Raw genomic sequence first — 13,678 nt, 5'->3', positions numbered from 1 at the left:
AGCGGGCGACCACGGAGGCTCACCTGGCCTTCGGGCAGGCGCTACTCGCAGACGAAGAAGGCGACCTCCACGTAGCCCATCGTCTGCGAACGGGTGTCGACGTCGGAGTTCTCGACGGTCACGCCGGACGCGGCGAAGCTGCTGCCTCCTGCGCCCGTCGACGCGTTGGCCGCGTAGGAGCCGCCACCGCGCACCCACAGGGAGGTGCCGCCGCCGGCACCGCCGAAGTAGCCGCCGCCGCCACCACCGGACGCGTAGGTCACCTGGCGGCTCGCGTTCGTCCTGGCTGCGCCGGCACCGCCGTCGCGCCCGGAGCCCGGGCTGCCGAGAACCGTCTCGGTCACGTTGACCGTCGTCACACCGGGCTGCCCCGGCCCGGTCTGGCTTCCGCCGGTGCTCGGGGCCTGCTCCGTGGAGCCGGTGCTGCTGTCCGCGCGCGAGACGGCGCTCTCGTAGCCGGAGCCGCCGACGGGACCGCCGGACCCCGCGTTCGGCCCGACGCGGGCGGACCGGGTGAAGTCGTTCGAGGTGAAGCCGGCTGCGCTACCGCCGCCGCCGCCCGCGATGACGAGCAGGGAGCCCGCGGCGGTGATCCCGCTGGCCCCGCCCCCTCCTCCGGAGCCGATGTAGCCCGGAGTGCCCGGAGCCCCGCCGTTGCCGAGCCCCCGGCCGCCGGCCTGGTTGCTGCCGCCCGAGCCCGCGGTGATGACGATCTCGGACGCTCCGCCGAGCGCGTCGACGGGGATGGTGCCCGTCACCCGCGCACCGGCGCTGGTGACGTCCGACCCGGTGCGGACGCCGCCGCCGTCTCCGCCGACCGCCGTGAAGCGGACCCACTGGGTTCCCGCGGGCACGGGGATCGTCCGAGCCGCGAGCGCGGTGGTCGAGGTGGCGTCGATGCGCTGCGCGTCCTGCAGGGCGCACTGGGGGGCGGTTGAGGCCGACGCCATCGGAGCGGCGATCGAGGCGGCCACAACAGGAATCGCCCATGCGGCGCCCTTCACCACGGTTCGGCGCTGGGTCAGACGATCGGGGGCGCCGGTCGGCGTGCTGGTGTCTTCGTTCTGCATCGGAGTCCTTCTGTCATCGTGCACCCCTGGGTATCGGGGGCAGAGTCGGGTGAGAGGCGCGGGAGGATGCCCGTGCCGCTCCGACAGAGTCGCCTGCTCCGCGACGGGGCACGCCGCTCGAGGCCGCTCTGGCGCGAACCTGCCCTGAGGCGGCGCGCCGCGCCCCCCGCGCCTCATCCTCAGCGACTTCTCCGCAGCGCCGACCAGTCGTGCACGACGTCGCAGATGCCCCGTCGGACTCGCCGATACGGAAGCTCCGAGCGGGCGGCCCGACTCGCGAGCACCCCGGACAGAGCGGCCCGGAGAGCCCGCGACGGGCGAGCGCAGAACCCGACGTCAGTCCGGCGCCGGCCCGCGACGGCCGAACGGGCAGCCCGGCGTCAACCCGGCGTCACGCCCCGACGGCCGAACGGCCAGCCCGGCATCAGCCCAGCGCCAGCCCGGCGTCAGCCCGCGTCGGCGAGCAGCGCCTCGCGGTCGAGCCGCTTCGCGTAGCAGCGCGCGCTCGGCTCGTCGCCCCAGTAGCCGTAGCCCGCGATCGGGTCGTAGCCGGCGCTCGCGTAGAGCGCCATCGCCTCCGGCTGCTCCGTGCCGGTGACCAGTCGGAGCAGCTCCACGCCCTCGCGGGCCGCCAGCCGCTCGACGCCGGCGAGCAGCACCCGGCTGAGCCCGCGGCCCCGCGCGGCGCTCACCACGAACATCCGCTTGATCTCGCCGATCCCGTCCTCGACCGCGAGCGCCACGCAGCCGACGAGCCCGCCGTCGACCTCGAGCAGCAGGGTCGGAGCGTCGGCGGGCGGACGCGGACCGGTGTCGTCGCCGCCGTAGCGGGCGAGGAGGTCGGCCTCCTGCAGGGCGAAGAGGTCCGTGGCTGCCGGGTCTCCGGCCGTGGTCTCGATCAGGCGGTGCACGGCACGATGCTACGGCGCGGCGGCGAGCCCCGCGGCGATCCCGGTCAGCTGCTCGAGCACGGCCCGCACGGCCGAGCGCTCCAGCGTCTCGGGTCGGGCGAGGCAGTCGATGTGGCGGCCGAGCCCCGGGATCCCGAGCGGCCGCAGCACCACCTCCGGCGTGCGCCGCAGGTCGGTCGTGTACCGCGGCAGCAGCGCGACGCCGTCGCCCGCCGACACGACCGCCGCCGCGACCAGGAAGTCGTTGATCCGGTGCGGGATGCGCGCGTCGCCGCCCGCGAGGACCGCGATGGCGTCGATCGCCCGCTTCAGGGGGAAGCCCTCGTGCACCGCGACCCACTCCTCGTCGCGGAGGTCGGCGGGGCGGACGACGTCCTTCGCGGCGAGCGGATGGTCGCGCCGCAGCGCGAGGTCGAGCGGCTCGAAGAGGAGGGGCGTGGAGCGCACGGTCCCGGGCCACTCGGCGCTGCCGGCGAGCCGGTGCGCGACGACCAGGTCGTGATCCGCGGTCAGCCCGGCGAAGGCGCTCTGCGCCACGTCGAAGTCGGCGAGCGCGACGCCCGGCCGACCCGGTGCGCGCAGCGCCTCCAGCAGCGGGCCGAACATCGCCAGCCCCGCGCTGTGGAACGCGGCGACCGAGACCGTGCCGCTCGGCTCCCCCTCGAAGTCCGCGACCGCCCGGGCCGCGCGCTCGAGCGCCACCTCCACCTCGACCACGGCGGCCGCGAGAGCGCGGCCGGCGGGGGTCAGCGCGGTCCGGCGCCCGTCGCGGAAGGTCAGCGCCGTCGGCGTGCGGCGCTGCAGCGCGCTGATCTGCTGCGAGACGGAGGAGGGGGACACCCGCATCGCGGCGGCGACGGCGGCGATGCTCCCGCGCTCGCCGAGCTCCCGCAGAGCCCTGAGCTGTCCGAGTTCCATGAGTTCCAACTTACGCGTCGGCGCAGAAGATGCAGTCTTGTCCTGCGGGTCTCCGTGCCACCACGATGAGCCGTGCGCGCTCTCCTCTCCCGCTTCCGGGTCGACCTCCTCCTGCTCGTGGTCGCCGCCTCCTGGGGCTCCACCTACTTCGCGGCGAAGGAGCTCGTCACCGACTCCAGCGTGATGGCGCTGCTCGGCTCGCGGATGACCCTCGCCGCCCTGTGCCTGGCCGTGATCGTCGCGGCGCGGCGGCACCGGATCACCGCGGCGGAGTGGCGGGTCGGCGTGACCATCGGGGCGCTGCTCGCGACGATCTTCGCGCTCGAGACCTACGGCATCGCCGGCACCTCCGCCACCAACGCGGGCCTCATCATCAGCCTGACGATCGTGATCACGCCGATCCTCGACTCCGCCGTCTCGAAGCGCCGCCTCCCGGGCCGCTTCCTGCTCGCATGCCTCGTCGCGGTCGTCGGAGTCGCGCTGCTCGCGGGCAACGGCGCCCTCCGCCCGCTCTCCCCCGGCGACCTGCTGATCCTCGGCGCCGCCGTCGTGCGGGCCGTGCACGTCACGTCGATGCACCGCCTCTCGGCGCGGGCGCCGATGGACTCCCTCCGCCTGACCACGGTGCAGCTCGGCACCTGCGCCGTCGTCTTCAGCGCCGCGTCGCTCGTCGTCGGCGTGCCGATCCCCGAGTACGTCGCGGGGCTCGACCCCGTGGGCTCCGGCCTGTTCCTCTACCTCGTCCTGGTCTGCACCGTCTTCGGCTTCCTCGTGCAGACGTGGGCGGTCCGCCGCACCTCCCCCTCCCGCGTCAGCCTCCTGCTGGGCACCGAGCCGGTGTGGGCCGCGGTCGTCGGAGTCGCGCTCGCCCGCGACCCGATCGCGCCGGTCGGCTTCCTCGGCATCGCGCTGATCCTCGCGGGCACGGCCTGGGGGCGCTCCCTCGAGCAGCGGACGGCACCCGACGTGCCGACCGCTGCGGCCGCTCCGGAGGCGCTGCTCGCCCCCGAGCCGGAGGACGAGCAACGGCGTCCCGTCGAGCGGTAGCCGGGTCAAGGGCCTCGCGCGCGGCGCCCCGATGTGGGGGAATCGGATCGGGAGGCGTCCGCCGCGGGCGCCGCCGGAGGAGGATCCATGTCGCTCAGCGTGCTGTTCATCGGCGGGACGGGCATCATCAGCGCCGCCTGCGTCCGCGAGGCGCTGCGGCTCGGCCACGACGTGACCGTGCTGAACCGGGGGCGGACGTCGCTCCGCCCGCTGCCCGAGGGCGTCCGCGAGGTGCAGGCCGACGGTCGCGACCGCGACTCCGTCACCGCCGCCCTCGGCGACCGGAGCTTCGACGCCGTGATCGACTTCGTCGCCTTCACGCCCGAGCACGTGCAGCAGGACATCGACCTGTTCTCCGGCCGCACGGGCCAGTACGTCTTCATCAGCTCGGCCTCGGCCTACCAGAAGCCGCCGCGCAGCCTCCCGGTCACCGAGTCGACTCCGCTCCGGAACCCCTACTGGCAGTACTCCCGCGACAAGATCGCGTGCGAGGACCTGCTCGTGGCCGAGTACCGCGCGAGCGGCTTCCCGGTCACGATCGTCCGCCCCTCGCACACCTACGACCGCACCGCGCTGCCCGTCGACGGAGGCTGGACCGTCGTCGACCGGATGCGCCGCGGCCAGGAGGTGGTCGTCCTCGGCGACGGCACCTCGCTCTGGACGCTCACGCACGCCGACGACGTCGCTGTCGGCCTCGTCGGTCTTCTCGGCGCCTCCGCCGCGATCGGCGAGGCGTTCCACATCACCGGCGACGAGACGCCGACCTGGGACGAGATCCACCGCGACCTCGCCGCGGCGGCCGGAGTCGAGCCGCGCCTCGTGCACGTCGCCTCCGACGCGATCGCCGCGGCCGACCCCGAGCTCGGTGCCGGGATCATCGGCGACAAGGCGCACTCGATGGTGTTCGACAACGCGAAGATCCGCCGCCTCGTCCCGGCCTACTCCCCCTCGGTGCGCTTCAGCGACGGCGCCCGCGAGATCGTGGAGTGGTACGACGCCGACGAGTCGCGCCGCGTGGTCGACGAGCGGATGAACGGCCTGTTCGACGCGCTGATCGAGCGGTACCGGCCGCGCCCGCTGTGAGGGTCGGGCGGGGGGTGCGCGAGTCCGCCGGCTCCGCCCCTCCCGGCCGCTGCACCCCGCTCGGCTCCTCCGCCCGCGCCGGCGCCCCCGCTCAGCCGATCGGCTCGAGCCGGACCAGGAACCCGCCCGGCACTCCCGGCTGCAGCTCCTGGTACTCGGACGGCACGCGGTAGGAGCCCTCGCCGACCGCCGTCACGGTGAAGGCGTCGTCCGTGCGCGTCCCCGCGAGGAAGACGGTGTAGACGTCGGTGCCGTCCTCGGCGGTGCGCTTCCCGGCCGCCGCGCCGACCCAGCGGTGCCCGCCCGGATCGGCCGTCGCCGTCTCCCCTAGGGTCGCGTCGATCGCGGCCGGGTCGACGTTCACGGCGCGGATCCCGTCCTGGCACTCGCGCCAGACGCCCGTGAATCCCGGGTCGGGGTCGGAGTAGCAGAACATCATCGACCCGTCGGGCGCGACGTGCAGGTCGCCGTAGCCGCCGACCACCGGCCCGGAGACGGGGGCGGTCGTGGGCCCGGTCGTCGGCCCGGGGTCGGTCGGCGCGGTGCACCCGGCGAGCGCGAGGACGAGCACCGCCGCCGCTCCTGCTCGCCACGTCATGTGCGCAACCTACTGGAGCCGCGCCCCCGCCCGTCCGGGTGCCGAGCCGGGAGTCGTCCGAGCGTCCGCCGGGAGGCGGCCCGCCCTCAGACCAGCCGGCGGCCGCTGAAGCGGTCGACGGGGGTGTCGTGCCGCATCGCCCGCTCGTACATCCGCCGGAACGGCTCGGTGAGCACGCCGTTCGTCCGGTCCAGCGAGTCCTGCCAGGCCACGATCTCCCCCAGCTGCGCGGCGAGATCCCCGCGGAGGGCCGCCTCGTCGACGGTGGTCGAGACGCCCTTCGAGACGACGACCCGGCCCGCGACGATCACGGTGTCGATCGACGAGCCGTTCTCGGAGTAGACCAGCTGGTTCTCGAGCCGCTGGCGCGGGGTGAAGTTCAGCGTCTCGAGGTCGTAGACGACGAGGTCGGCCTGCTTGCCGACCTCGATGCTGCCGGTGACGTCGTCGAGCACGGCGCTGCGCGCGCCTCCGATCGTGCCGGCCGTGAGCACCTCGGACACGGTCGGCCAGGTGGCGATGTCCGGATCCGTGACCTTGTGCAGGAGCGCCGCGGCCTTCACGACGTCGAGCATGCGCGGAGAGTCGCTGCTCGAGCAGCCGTCGGTGCCGAGGCCGAGGTTCACGCCCGCGTCGTGCAGCGCGCGCCACGGGGCGATGCCCGAGCCGAGCTTGAGGTTCGAGATCGGGTTGTGCGAGACGGACGTGCCGGCGGCGGCGATCCGCTCCATGTCGGAGTCGGTGAGCCAGATCCCGTGGGCGAAGGTCGTGTTCGGGGAGAGCGCGCCGATCCGATCCATGTACTCGACCAGCGTCGAGCCGTAGGACAGCTCGCCGGTCACCAGCTGCGTCTTCGTCTCGAGGACGTGGATGTGGCACTCCGCCCCGTGCTCGAGCGCCAGCTCGGTCGCCCCCACGAGCAGCTCGGGTCCGCAGCGCTGAGGAGCGGACGGGGCGACCATGTAGCGCAGCCGCCCGCCTCCCCTCCCGTGCTGGGTCGCGAACGCCTCGCGGCTGAAGGCGAGGTAGCCCTCCGTCGTCGGGCGCGACGCCGACCGCGCCTGATCGAGGATCTCCGCCGGCACGTACTCCTCGAGGAACGGCATCGTCTCGTGGAAGGGCCTGCTGATCACGTGGCCCGAGATGTTGGCGCGGACTCCGATCTCGTCGTACGCGTCGAAGACCGCGGCGAGCTGCTCCGCGTCCTGGTCCGGGTTCTCGAGCACGTCGTCGACCAGGGTCGTCACCCCGGCCTTCAGCGATTCGAGGGCGAAGAGCGACGAGCGCAGCCGCACCAGATCCGGAGCGACGCGGCTGTTCCCGAGGATCGGGTACGACAGCAGCATCCACAGCTCGAGCGGCAGGTTGTCGTAGCGGCCCTTGTAGAGGTACTCCCACGAGTGGGTGTGGGCGTTGACGAAGCCGGGGAGGACCAGGCGGTCGCGCCCGTCGATCACCTCGTCGCCCGGCTCGGGGACGAGGCCCGGGCCGATCCCGACGATCAGCTCGTCGACGATGCGGATGCTCGCCGTGATCGGGACGGCGCCCGAGACCGGGTCCATGGTGATCACGGCGGCGTCGGAGAGGAAGAGGGGCATGGCGGTTCCGTTCGTGGTGCGGGGTGGGACGGGGCGGGCCGGCTCGCGAGGGGGCCGGCCCGCGGAGGGGCTCGGGCTCAGCCGCGGACGGGCTCGGGCTCCGCGGCGACCGGCGCGGCCGACTCCCGGCGCTCGACCCAGGCGGGAGCGTCCCGGCCGAGCAGGAGGTAGGCGATGCCGGCCGAGACTCCGCCCGCGAGCCACGAGACGTCGACGCCGCCGAGGGCGGTCGCGGCCGAACCCTGCAGGGCGGGCACCGAGCCGTTCATGAACAGCCAGGTCAGGGTCGCGCCGATCGCGAAGGAGAGCAGCGCCCGCCAGCGGACGTCCGGCAGCAGCGGCGAGCCGACCGGGGCGAACAGGTGCCCGAAGGAGCGGACGCGCGGCTCGAACACGGTGTAGTGCACCAGCACGATCGCACCCCACGGGGCGACCCAGCCGACGAGGCCGACCAGCCACGCGTCGAGCGTGGTGGCGAGGTCGTACTGGAAGACGAAGAACACCGCGGCCGCGAAGGCCAGCACGCCGACGATGAGGCTGAGCGCGCGGCGCCCGAGCCTGATGTCGAGGGCCTGGGTCGCCATGCCGAACGAGTAGATGTTCAGGACGTTGGTCGCGATCGGACCGTGCACCACCAGGAGCAGCACGGGGATCGCGAGGGCACCGAAGTTCTCGACGATCAGCTCCCCGGGATCCACGGAGCCGTTCTTCGTCGCGAGGGTCGCGCCGAGGACGCCGAGCCAGACCACCGGGATGAACTGGCCGAGGACGCTGGCGAGGTAGAGCCCCCGCTTCGAGGAGCGGGGTCCGACGAAGCGGGAGTAGTCGCCGGCGTAGGCGAGCCAGGTGAGGCCCCAGCCGATGCCGATGGCGGTCATCACGATGGACATGGCCGCGATGCGGTCGCCTCCGGTGAGCGCGCCCTCCGCGGGGCCGGCGTAGGACCAGTCGATGTCGAGGAAGAACCAGGCGACGACCGACATGATCGCCAGCACCAGGAGGGTCGGCGGCACGGTCCAGCGCTCGAAGGCGGCGATCGCGCGGTAGCCGAGGAAGGAGATCGCGACCTGCACCGCCATGATCACCGCCGCCACCGCGATCTTCCAGCCGACGTTCGCCTGCTCCGGGTCGACGACGCCGACGGAGCCGAGGAGCGCGATGACGAGGTCGAGGACGATCCAGGTGTTGATGGCGCACCAGCCGATCACGACCACGGCCTGGATCGCGGCCGGGACGTAGTTGCCGCGCCGGCCGAAGATCGCCCGTCCCACGAGCATCCCGGTCGCCCCCGTCCGCTGGCCGAGGAGGACGAAGAAGCCGAACACCGCCATCCCGACCACGTTGCCGAGCACGAGGACGGTGACGGTGTCCGCCAGGCCGAGGCCCATGTTCACGCCGAGGGCGCCGAGCACCCAGTTGATGGGGGCGATGTTGGCGCCGGCCCAGATCCAGAACTGCCCGTCGAGCCGGGCGGTGCGTCGGGAGTCGGGCAGGGGACTCAGCGCGTCCTCGGCGTCGGCGGTGCCGTGCAGGGTGTCGGTGCTCATGGCGGATCCTCTCGGGGAGGGGGATGAAGGGGAGGGCGGGGCGCCCGGTGAGGCTCCACTCTCGTGCGGACCCGTTTCGGGCGGCGCGTCCGCGTGTAAATTCGCCGTGACGCGAGAGGACGTTCTGTATGGCCTACCTGCTGTCGGACGCGATGCGGGATCCGCGCCTCGCCGCCATGCTCCCGGTGGTGGCCGCCGGGCACGCGGCCGCCGAGCGCGCCGTGATCCGCTGGGCCCACACGAGCGAGCAGCTCGACATCGCCCCCCTCCTCCTCGGGGGCGAGCTGCTCCTGATGGAGGGCGCGCTCCTCTCGACCGACCAGGACCCGGCGGAGTGCCGCGAGTACGTGCGGTCTCTGGTCGACGCGGGAGTCGGCGCCCTCGCTCTCGAGCTCTCGCCGCGCCTGCCCGCGGTGCCGCCGCCGATCGTCGCGGCGGCCGACGAGCTCGGCCTCCCCGTGCTCGCCCTGCCCCGGCGCGTCCCCTTCGTGCAGGTCTGCGAGAGCATCAACACCCACCTCACCGAGCAGAAGTTCCGGAGCATCCGACTGGCGGACAGAGTGTCCGGTCTTCTGGCCGACGCGGCCTCCGGGGACGCCGGCGTCGACGAGCTCCTGCAGGTCGTCGCCTCCGCGACGGGCGCCTCCGCCTCGCTCGTCTCGCTCACGGGCGACGAGATCGCCCGCGCCTCGCCCGGGCCGGGCGTCGACACGGAGCCGACGGCCGGGACGTTCTCGAACGTGCTGCACGCGGGCGACTCCCTCCTGGGCACCCTGCATCTGCGAGCCCACGCCGACGCCGACCTCCACGCCGTCGCCGTCGCGCTCGACCGGGCGCCGGACGTCCTCGCGATCGCCGTGCTCCGGCACCGCCCGCCGTCGGTCACCGAGCGGCTGACCGCCCAGCTCTTCGCGATCGCGTCTGTCGAGCGCGCGGACCCGGCGGCCGACCTCCAGATCGACGCCTTCCTCGGCCGCCTCGGCGCCGGATCCCGGGAGCGCTACCTCGGCGTCCGGGCCGACACCGGTCACGACGACCGGCGGCTCCGCGCTCTGCTCCGCCTCCTGACGGGCGCGGGAGCGGATCCCGGTCCGGTGCTCTGCGTGGTCGGCTCCGAGCTGCTGGCGCTGCTGCCGTTCGCCACCGCCGCCGCGATGGAGGAGGGCCGGACGGAGCTCCTGCGCCTCGGCGCCGCCCTCGACTCGGACGCTCTGCTCTGCGTCGGAAGCGGGCTCGGCGGGCAGGAGCGGGTGCCCCGGGAGCTGGCGGAGGTGCGCGGCGCGCGCGAGTGGGCGCCCGCAGGCGGAGTCGTCGACTCGCGCCAGTACCGCCTGGAGCGGTTCGCGAGCTCCCTGCAGGACGATCCGGAGGCGGACGACCTCGTCGAGGAGGTGCTCGGGCCCCTGCGCGCCCAGCGCGGCGAGCTGCTCGCCACCCTCGAGGCCTTCGCGTCGCTGTGGGGGAGCAAGACGGCGACGGCGGCCGCGCTCGGCATCGGCCGGCAGACCCTCTACGACCGGCTCGCGCGGATCGAGGAGCTGATCGGCCCGCTCGACTCGTCGCCGGCCCGCGCCCGGGCCGTCATGACCGCCGTCTTCCTGCACCGGGCGCGCGCGGCGCTCCCGGCGGGCTCGCCTCCGGTCGGGCGGACGTTCCCGCCTCCCGCCGAACGCTGACGCGACCGGACGGGATCGAACGGCTCAGGCGGGCAGCAGCTCCGCGACGAGCGCCTGCACGCGGGCCCTGATGTCGTCGCGGATCGAGCGGACCTCCTCGAGCGGTCGGCCCTTCGGGTCGGCGAGGTCCCAGTCCTCGTAGCGCTTGCCGGGGAAGACGGGGCAGACGTCGCCGCAGCCCATCGTGATCACGACGTCGGAGGCCTGGACCTGCTCGGTGGTCATCAGCTGCGGGACGGCCTGCGAGATGTCGATGCCCTCCTCCGCCATCGCCTCGATCGCGATCGGGTTGATGCTGTCGCCGGGCTCGGAGCCGCCGGAGCGGACCTCGACGGCGCCGCCGGAGAGGGCGCGGAGGTAGCCGGCGGCCATCTGCGAGCGGCCGGCGTTGTGGATGCAGACGAAGAGGACGGTGGGGGCGGCCATCGGGGCTCCTGGTGTCGAGGGGCGGTGCTCGGAGGAGCACGGGGCGAGGATAGCGCGCCCGGGCGAACGGCTCGCGCGCCTGCGGAGCCGGAGGAGACTCCGACGGCCGGGTCGGGAATATACCCCCCGGGGGTATGTTGCACTCCCCTGGACCGAACCGGAGGAGACACCATGACCGACCACGCCCACCACCACCCGACCACCTGGCGCGCCGCCGCCCTCGCGACCCTGCACTGCCTGACCGGCTGCGCGATCGGCGAGGTCCTCGGCATGGTGATCGGCTCCGCCCTGGGGCTGCCCGCCCTGGCGACGGTCGCCCTCTCGATCGTCCTCGCGTTCGTGTTCGGCTACGCGCTCACGCTGCGGGGAGTGCTCCGCTCCGGAGTGACGTGGCGCGCCGCCGTCGGCATCGCGCTGGCGGCCGACACCGTCTCGATCGCCGTGATGGAGGTCGTCGACAACACGGTGGTGCTCGCGATCCCCGGAGCGATGGACGCGGGCCTCTCGTCCGGCCTCTTCTGGGGCTCGCTCGCCGGCGCCCTGGCCCTGGCCTTCGTCGTCACGACCCCGGTGAACCGCCTGCTCATCTCCCGCGGCCGCGGCCACGCGGTCGTCCACGGCCTGCACGGCTGAGCCGCGCGGGTCTCGACAGGGCGCCTGCGGCGGCTGCTCGACCAGCAGGAGGCGCCTGCTGATCGGGCAGCGGGCGCCGCGAGATCCCGCCGGGCGTCAGCCCTGCAGGCGGCGGTAGTGGCGGTTGCGGACCGAGAGGATCGCGCCTCCGATCACCGCCGCGAGGAACGAGCCGGCCAGGACGCCGACCTTCACGTGGTCGTCGGACTCGCTGCCCGCGCCGAACGAGAGCTCGCCGACCAGCAGCGACACCGTGAATCCGATGCCGGCCACGAACGCCATGCCGATCACGTCCACCCAGCGCAGCGACGGATCCAGGCCGATGCCGCGGAACCGGGTCAGGAGGAAAGTGCTCCCGGCGATGCCGAGCGGCTTGCCGAGCACGAGGCCTGCGATGATGCCCACGGCGATCGAGTCCTGGAACGAGTCGACCAGACCCGCGACTCCGCCGACCGTCACTCCGGCCGAGAAGAACGCGAAGACCGGCACCGCGACCGCGGTCGAGAGGACGCTCCAGCGATCGGCGAAGTGCGCGGCGAGGCCGTCGTAGACCGGGCGCCCCTCCGCGTCCGACCCCACCCGCACCCGGGCGCGCTTCGTCGCGACGACCGGCACGGTGAAGCCGAGCAGCACGCCCGCGACCGTCGCGTGGATGCCCGAGGCGTGCACGAGCGCCCACGTCGCCACTCCGAGCGGGATCAGCACCCACCAGGCGCGCACGCCGCGCTGCACGCAGACCGCGAAGACCGCCAGCGGCACCAGCGCGAGCAGGAGCATCAGCACGTCGATGCCGGCGGTGTAGAAGACGGCGATGATCGTGATCGCGATGAGGTCGTCCACCACGGCGAGCGTGAGGAGGAACGTCCGCAGCGCCGGCGGGAGGAAGCGGCCGACCACGGCGATCACCGCGACGGCGAAGGCGATGTCGGTGGCGGCGGGGATCGCCCAGCCGTCCAGCGCGGCTCCTCCGCGGGGCAGGTTCACCGCGGTGAAGATCAGGGCGGGGACGGCCACGCCGCCGACGGCCGCGACGATCGGCACGAGCGCCGTCTTGGGGTCGCGGAGCTTGCCGGCGACGAACTCCTCCTTGAGCTCGAGCCCGACGACGAAGAAGAAGATCGCGAGCAGGCCGTCGGCCGCCCACGACCCGACGCTCAGCTCGAGGTGCAGGGCCTCGGGGCCGAAGCGGAAGTCGCGGACCGCGGTGTAGAGCGCGGACGCGGGGCTGTTGGCGACGATCAGGGCGAGGAGGGTCGCGGTGAGCAGGAACGCTCCGCCGACCGTGTCCTTCTGGAGGGTCTGGCGGAGTCCCCGCCAGATCGAGTGGGGGGCCTGATCGGCGGGCAGGGGCTGGTGCGGCATGAGGGGTTCCGTCCGGAGGGGTGGGTGAGCGCGGGAACGCGGCCGCGGGCTCCGGAGGAGGGGCGGTCGCGGGTCAGCCGCGCGGCGGCGGGCAGCCGGCGATCTCGCCGTGCGCGTTCGTCCCCCACGAGCTGAGCCATCCGTTCGTGCCCGAGGCGCGCTTGGTCAGCAGCAGCCGGGTCGGGTACGCCGCGGCAGCGCGCGCGCGGGCGCGGCTCAGCGGAGGGAGGGTCAGGGGCACCGGACCAGGGTACCGGTGGCACCCGCGAGGGGGCCGGGTGTGCACGAGCGCTCGGAGGAGGAGCCGTCTCTCCCGCTGCCGAGCCTCACCGCCCCGTCCGCTCAGGGGACCTCGTGCCCCGGGCCCGGCTGCCCGCCGAGCAGCGGGCGCAGCGCGGTCGCGACGGCGTCGGCGCGCTCCTCGCCGCCGAACCACGCGTTGCCGGCCCGCACGAGCGGGTAGGCGGCCGCGAGGAGGTCGCGCCCCGCCGGGGTCAGGGCGATCCGGGAGTGACGGCCGCGGCCGCGCTCGGCGCCCCGGTCGAGCAGGCCCCGCTCCGCCAGCCCGGCGACCAGGGCGGTCATGCTCTGCGGGCGGACGCCGACGGCGCGGGCGAGGTCGGCCTGCGTCAGCCCGTCGGCCGCCGAGAGCTGCGCCAGCACGCCGAACTCGACCGGGCTGAGCCCGACCGGCGCGAGCGCGTCGCCGACCCGCCTCGCCAGGTCGCGGGCGGCGCGGATGACCGTCCAGGCGGCGATCGCGTCGACGTCGTCGCGGGTCAGGGAGAACTCCGAGGACATGGACCGAG

Annotated in this window: 14 protein-coding genes; 4 read left to right on the top strand and 10 right to left on the bottom strand. The window is 74.1% G+C overall.

Going from position 1 to position 13,678, the window contains the following annotated elements; genetic code table 11:
• Positions 1–41: 41 nt before the first annotated feature.
• The 3 genes from C5B92_RS04770 to C5B92_RS04760 all read right to left on the bottom strand — a co-directional run bounded on the left by C5B92_RS04770 (position 42) and on the right by C5B92_RS04760 (position 2,899).
• Complete coding sequence (locus C5B92_RS04770) at positions 42–1,070, bottom strand: hypothetical protein (RefSeq protein WP_146079257.1); 1,029 nt, start codon at positions 1,068–1,070, stop codon at positions 42–44.
• A gap of 446 nt (positions 1,071–1,516) precedes the next feature.
• Positions 1,517–1,981 (bottom strand): GNAT family N-acetyltransferase, encoded by a 465-nt coding sequence (locus C5B92_RS04765; protein WP_104226986.1) that lies wholly within the window; start codon positions 1,979–1,981, stop codon positions 1,517–1,519.
• 9 nt (positions 1,982–1,990) lie between these two features.
• Positions 1,991–2,899: a LysR family transcriptional regulator gene (locus C5B92_RS04760; protein WP_104255617.1), complete on the bottom strand. Its 909-nt coding sequence runs from the start codon at positions 2,897–2,899 to the stop codon at positions 1,991–1,993.
• Between the two features lie 72 nt (positions 2,900–2,971).
• Here C5B92_RS04760 and C5B92_RS04755 point away from each other — a divergent pair, with 72 nt between their 5' ends.
• Together C5B92_RS04755 and C5B92_RS04750 are read left to right on the top strand one after the other, a co-directional pair.
• A complete protein-coding gene (locus C5B92_RS04755) occupies positions 2,972–3,946 on the top strand; it encodes a DMT family transporter (protein WP_219814341.1) in 975 nt (324 codons plus the stop codon).
• An 87-nt stretch (positions 3,947–4,033) separates the two neighbouring features.
• Entirely contained in the window at positions 4,034–5,029 is a 996-nt protein-coding gene (locus tag C5B92_RS04750; protein WP_104274134.1) for an SDR family oxidoreductase, read from the top strand.
• 91 nt (positions 5,030–5,120) lie between these two features.
• On the opposite strand, the gene C5B92_RS04745 is transcribed toward C5B92_RS04750, so the two are convergent.
• The 3 genes from C5B92_RS04745 to C5B92_RS04735 all read right to left on the bottom strand — a co-directional run bounded on the left by C5B92_RS04745 (position 5,121) and on the right by C5B92_RS04735 (position 8,772).
• Positions 5,121–5,627, bottom strand: coding sequence for a hypothetical protein (locus C5B92_RS04745; RefSeq protein WP_146079256.1), 507 nt, complete (start codon positions 5,625–5,627; stop codon positions 5,121–5,123).
• Positions 5,628–5,713: 86 nt separating this feature from the next.
• Positions 5,714–7,225, bottom strand: coding sequence for an amidohydrolase family protein (locus C5B92_RS04740; RefSeq protein ID WP_104326984.1), 1,512 nt, complete (start codon positions 7,223–7,225; stop codon positions 5,714–5,716).
• Positions 7,226–7,302: 77 nt separating this feature from the next.
• On the bottom strand, positions 7,303–8,772 hold the full coding sequence (locus C5B92_RS04735; RefSeq protein ID WP_104350114.1) for a cytosine permease: 1,470 nt from the start codon (positions 8,770–8,772) through the stop codon (positions 7,303–7,305).
• Between the two features lie 128 nt (positions 8,773–8,900).
• On the opposite strand from C5B92_RS04735, the gene C5B92_RS04730 reads away from it, so the two are divergent.
• Positions 8,901–10,448, top strand: coding sequence for a PucR family transcriptional regulator (locus tag C5B92_RS04730; RefSeq protein WP_104255613.1), 1,548 nt, complete (start codon positions 8,901–8,903; stop codon positions 10,446–10,448).
• Between the two features lie 24 nt (positions 10,449–10,472).
• Here the strand turns inward: C5B92_RS04730 and C5B92_RS04725 are convergent, their stop codons facing one another.
• The gene (locus C5B92_RS04725) at positions 10,473–10,874 is read right to left on the bottom strand and encodes an arsenate reductase ArsC (protein ID WP_104222419.1); all 402 of its coding nucleotides are present in this window, start codon (positions 10,872–10,874) and stop codon (positions 10,473–10,475) included.
• A gap of 171 nt (positions 10,875–11,045) precedes the next feature.
• Here C5B92_RS04725 and C5B92_RS04720 point away from each other — a divergent pair, with 171 nt between their 5' ends.
• On the top strand, positions 11,046–11,507 hold the full coding sequence (locus tag C5B92_RS04720) for a DUF4396 domain-containing protein (RefSeq protein ID WP_104234357.1): 462 nt from the start codon (positions 11,046–11,048) through the stop codon (positions 11,505–11,507).
• Between the two features lie 96 nt (positions 11,508–11,603).
• Here C5B92_RS04720 and nhaA read toward each other — a convergent pair whose 3' ends face one another.
• The 3 genes from nhaA to C5B92_RS04710 form a co-directional block, all read right to left on the bottom strand.
• A complete protein-coding gene (gene nhaA, locus C5B92_RS04715) occupies positions 11,604–12,869 on the bottom strand; it encodes a Na+/H+ antiporter NhaA (protein WP_104255612.1) in 1,266 nt (421 codons plus the stop codon).
• Positions 12,870–12,942: 73 nt separating this feature from the next.
• Positions 12,943–13,110 carry a hypothetical protein gene (locus C5B92_RS17185; protein ID WP_159940701.1) on the bottom strand — a complete coding sequence of 56 codons (168 nt, stop codon included), beginning with the start codon at positions 13,108–13,110 and terminating at the stop codon, positions 12,943–12,945.
• A gap of 101 nt (positions 13,111–13,211) precedes the next feature.
• A complete protein-coding gene (locus tag C5B92_RS04710) occupies positions 13,212–13,670 on the bottom strand; it encodes a MarR family winged helix-turn-helix transcriptional regulator (RefSeq protein ID WP_160035578.1) in 459 nt (152 codons plus the stop codon).
• Positions 13,671–13,678 lie beyond the last annotated feature (8 nt).

Source organism: Rathayibacter sp. AY1A4, assembly GCF_002930955.1.
Taxonomy (GTDB): Bacteria; Actinomycetota; Actinomycetes; order Actinomycetales; family Microbacteriaceae; genus Rathayibacter.
This window is presented reverse-complemented; position numbering and strand designations above follow the sequence as displayed.

Excerpts from the sequence above, each read along its gene's own strand:
- C5B92_RS04730 (WP_104255613.1), top strand. The coding sequence starts at position 8,901 with ATGGCCTACCTGCTGTCGGACGCGATGCGGGATCCGCGCCTCGCCGCC.
- C5B92_RS04740 (WP_104326984.1), bottom strand. The coding sequence starts at position 7,225 with ATGCCCCTCTTCCTCTCCGACGCCGCCGTGATCACCATGGACCCGGTC.
- C5B92_RS04750 (WP_104274134.1), top strand. The coding sequence starts at position 4,034 with ATGTCGCTCAGCGTGCTGTTCATCGGCGGGACGGGCATCATCAGCGCC.
- C5B92_RS04760 (WP_104255617.1), bottom strand. The coding sequence starts at position 2,899 with ATGGAACTCGGACAGCTCAGGGCTCTGCGGGAGCTCGGCGAGCGCGGG.
- C5B92_RS04770 (WP_146079257.1), bottom strand. The coding sequence starts at position 1,070 with ATGCAGAACGAAGACACCAGCACGCCGACCGGCGCCCCCGATCGTCTG.
- C5B92_RS04710 (WP_160035578.1), bottom strand. The coding sequence starts at position 13,670 with ATGTCCTCGGAGTTCTCCCTGACCCGCGACGACGTCGACGCGATCGCC.
- C5B92_RS04735 (WP_104350114.1), bottom strand. The coding sequence starts at position 8,772 with ATGAGCACCGACACCCTGCACGGCACCGCCGACGCCGAGGACGCGCTG.
- nhaA (WP_104255612.1), bottom strand. The coding sequence starts at position 12,869 with ATGCCGCACCAGCCCCTGCCCGCCGATCAGGCCCCCCACTCGATCTGG.
- C5B92_RS04745 (WP_146079256.1), bottom strand. The coding sequence starts at position 5,627 with ATGACGTGGCGAGCAGGAGCGGCGGCGGTGCTCGTCCTCGCGCTCGCC.
- C5B92_RS04725 (WP_104222419.1), bottom strand. The coding sequence starts at position 10,874 with ATGGCCGCCCCCACCGTCCTCTTCGTCTGCATCCACAACGCCGGCCGC.
- C5B92_RS04720 (WP_104234357.1), top strand. The coding sequence starts at position 11,046 with ATGACCGACCACGCCCACCACCACCCGACCACCTGGCGCGCCGCCGCC.